This window comes from Oleiphilus sp. HI0128 (genome assembly GCF_001635365.1).
This window is the reverse complement of record NZ_LWGG01000971.1, coordinates 1-1,956: the sequence shown is the minus strand read 5'-3', so window position 1 is coordinate 1,956 and position 1,956 is coordinate 1. Positions and strand designations below refer to the sequence as shown.

General features: G+C 41.8%; 3 protein-coding genes. All 3 read left to right on the top strand.

The features are described from left to right. Positions 1–215 precede the first annotated feature (215 nt). The 3 genes from A3763_RS15870 to A3763_RS15860 all read left to right on the top strand — a co-directional run bounded on the left by A3763_RS15870 (position 216) and on the right by A3763_RS15860 (position 1,621). On the top strand, positions 216–482 hold the full coding sequence (locus A3763_RS15870) for a hypothetical protein (protein WP_068633817.1): 267 nt from the start codon (positions 216–218) through the stop codon (positions 480–482). 120 nt (positions 483–602) lie between these two features. Further along, positions 603–914, top strand: a complete 312-nt coding sequence (locus A3763_RS15865; RefSeq protein WP_068633999.1) for a hypothetical protein — start codon at positions 603–605, stop codon at positions 912–914. A 107-nt stretch (positions 915–1,021) separates the two neighbouring features. Continuing rightward, complete coding sequence (locus A3763_RS15860) at positions 1,022–1,621, top strand: hypothetical protein (protein ID WP_068634000.1); 600 nt, start codon at positions 1,022–1,024, stop codon at positions 1,619–1,621. Positions 1,622–1,956: the final 335 nt, after the last annotated feature.

Genomic DNA, 1,956 nt, shown 5'->3' with positions numbered 1-1,956 from the left:
TTGGTGGTGTGTTCCTAGGGAATCCGGTAAAGTCGCCATCTACGGTGTTTTTGTCTCTGGGCAAGCACTTTGGTTTTAACGTGGTGTTTGGTGTAGTTGGTCGTTCTAAAACATCTAACCAGTTCATCAAACATCACTCCGGCCACAAAAACACGTGGCCTGCGTTGGACGCACGATAGAGCCGTGCGCCGTTTATAAAAGCGTTAGGTGTTCGCATGGACTCAGATGTTGAAATTTTGATCGCAATATTTTTGGTAGTGGCTCTATTCATTTGGCTAATTCCAGCTTTGATTTACACGATTAAGATTTCTCGATTAAAAAGAATTGATCCAGTTTTAAAAAAACAACTGATATCCTCTCTCTGGTTTATGCCTCCAGTAGGATGCATTATTTGTTTGGTCTTATTTTCTAAAACTGGAAAGCTTCGAAAGTTATTAGAACAAGAGCATCATCAGGTATGGGTAGCCGGTGGTAATAGATAGTGATGTATTATCCACCTAACAAGTTGCGCAATGTTCGCCCCGGAAAAACACCCGGGGCTGGACTCGCTTTGCTGCGCGCCACTCGCCCATTCGCAAGGCGTTAAATGTCATAGGTAAGCTATGGATATTGCTCAACCAGACGATATGAAGGTAGTCTCAATGGCGCCTTACGAATACATTCACTACCAATGTAGTGGTGGTCGAGAATTTCTGTGTTTGTGTCTCGAATTAAGGTTTGGCACCCGTAGCGTGAATATTGAGTTAAGCGACACTGAGATCGCTAAACTAACAATAAACAGTAAGCAATTTATTTCAGGTATACGTTCCGAGTTCATCGAAAACTGTGATGAGTTCGAGCACTCTAGGCATATCAAAGAGTTTGAAAACTGGCCTGTAGTAAAGTCAGCATTAAAAAAGTGGCATGGTCGGTAGCTATGCGTATTAAAACATTTAACCAGTTTAGCCAGCATCGCCCACAAAGGGCCGTGGGCTGGACTCGTTTCACTCGCCGCTGCTAAAGGCGTTAGGCAAAAATAATCATGATCAAACATTTTTTACTTCTGATATGTTCAATTCTATTAACGTCCTGTGTCATTTTACCTGATGAGTATTTTTATCCTCAGGCCGAAGGGGCAAGTGCTGAGAGAGAGTTATGTCACGGAAGCGTAGGCGCAAAAAGTAAGCTGGTTTATGAATTAGACGACGTTAAAGTTGATTTTAGTGTGGGTAGCGTAAACTCATTGTCCACGCTTTATATATCTATACGCGTTTACGATGACTCAAATGCAATTTGGCCAGCACAAACTATAACCGCCTACGCTGATTCTAACGAGTTATCTTTAAAGCTTGATCATTTTACAAGGTACAGGTACGTAGATAGATATAATTCTAGCGAGATCGAAAGCATAGATTACCCTTCCAACACAGTCATGGACAGAGCCGATCATGAAGATAAACAGAGGTTATATTTCAGAGAGTATTATGAGTCATATGTCTCAAGTGTTGAGCTTACAGATATCTCAATTGAAGAGCTAAGAATAGAAGCTATAAAAATTATCGTGCGGGGCAAAGAGCACTTGCTTGAAGATATCCTTTTTACAAAAACAAAAGGTATTTTCTTGTACCCGTTAAACTGCTAAGTGCCTAACAAGTTTATCAAACCTCGTTCCGCCCACAAAGGAACGTGGGCTGCACTGGACGCGCAAAAAGACGCGCGCCGTTTATAAAAGCGTTAAATGTTTTTTGGCCTTTAGGTTTAAGGCTCAATATTCGGCAAGGAGTGCTCGTTTCTTTTCATACATTCCTCCGTTTAAGTTTTTAGGGTAAGTGGCACGGTTTCCCGCTGTTCCGCTCCGCTGTTTAAGTTTCTCAGGTACATTTTAATTTGTAGAGGCTTCGTCGGTGGTGTGTTCCTAGGGAATCCGGTAAAGTCGTCAACTTAATTATTTTAGCCACAGGCAACGAACTAAAGTTC